Source organism: Asaccharospora irregularis DSM 2635, from assembly GCF_900129815.1.
Taxonomy (GTDB): Bacteria; Bacillota; Clostridia; order Peptostreptococcales; family Peptostreptococcaceae; genus Asaccharospora; species Asaccharospora irregularis.
The window spans coordinates 1-1,459 of record NZ_FQWX01000074.1; the positions used below are offsets into that span (position 1 = coordinate 1).

Genomic DNA, 1,459 nt, shown 5'->3' on the forward strand with positions numbered 1-1,459 from the left:
ATTTGTCCAAACTGTGGTAGTAAATTTGAATACAAAAAAACTGACAACCGTTAGGTGTCAGTCAAGGTGACCTATTTATAGGTCATTTTTTTATGCAAAAATATAGATATACTGATATATTAGGGTCACAATTTACCTCAGTTATATGAAATAACTACTAGACTAGTAACCACATTAAATACTAATCATATAATTATAATAAATGACATAAATTATTTTTATGCAAATTTTAAAATACAGCAAAGGGGTTTGGCGTATTATGAAAAAGAAAAAAAAACAGTGGTGCTCATGCACTCCTCAATATGAGAATTGTAATGTTGATAGTGAAACAATAAATAATTGTAAACCAACTACTAAAAGTAAGTATTGTAAAAAACCGGTGAAAAAATATGTAGAATGTCCTATAGAGGATTATGAAATAACATGTGTAGATAAATGTGCTGATTTAGCAGAAAAGGCTGAAAAATTATTTGAAAAGGCATTGGATTGCGAATGTAAGGCAGTAGATGCTTTTGAAAACGCAGAAGAATTAGAAAAAAAAGCAAAAGTATTATCAGCTAAAGCTAATAAGTTATTAAAAAATGCTAATTCTAGTGAAGGGGCTGGAAAAGAAGCTGAATGTAAAGCTAAACAACTTATGGAAAAAGCAGAAGAACTTTGTGAACAAGCTAAATGCTTGTATAAAGAGGCTAAGTGTGTAGAAAAAGAAGCTGATCAAAGTTGTGAAGAAGCTAGATGTCTATACGAAAAAGCTCAAGAATACAATGAAAAAGCTAAAGATTTATATAATCAAGCTATGAAGTATGATGAAAAAGCTTTAAAATGTTATAAATCTGCAGGTGATAAGGCAAAAGAATATGAACTTAAATCTAAAAAATGTCAAGAAATGATTGCTAAATGTAGCAACAAATTATCACAATGTGATATTAAGCCACAGTACGAGGAAAAAGATATATGTAAATATCAAGAACCATGCCAAGAGTATAATCCATGCAAAACAGTAAAGGGTTATCAACAATATATAAATTGTGAAGATCAATGTAATAATGTAGCAGGTCAATACGGGGATGATGAAATAATATATATAGAGGATATCGAATCTTTATCAGGTAATTTATGTTCAACTTATGTAAGTCCTATGTATGATATGTCTCCTATGCAATTTACAGGGGAACTATATAACGAATACCCAAGTTTAGATATGCCATATATTGAACCTTATATAAATCAATATCAAGACATAAATGATATGTGGATGAGTTATTATTCATATTTACAAAATATGATGATGAAAAATATGTTTCCGATGAATAGAAACTATTAAATAATAAGATTTAAATTAATATCAAAAAAGGGCGAACTAAAAAGGGCTGTATAATATTTAGCGTTGATGGTAATAAAAAATCCATAATTGTCGTTAGACAAAAATGGACTAATTACTATCAGCGCTATTATTTTT

At 28.6% G+C, this 1,459-nt stretch carries 1 protein-coding gene; it reads left to right on the forward strand.

Annotated elements, in window-relative coordinates; translation table 11 throughout:
* Positions 1 to 259: 259 nt before the first annotated feature.
* The gene (locus BUB34_RS12865; protein ID WP_073127875.1) at positions 260 to 1,324 is read left to right on the forward strand and encodes a hypothetical protein; all 1,065 of its coding nucleotides are present in this window, start codon (positions 260 to 262) and stop codon (positions 1,322 to 1,324) included.
* Positions 1,325 to 1,459 lie beyond the last annotated feature (135 nt).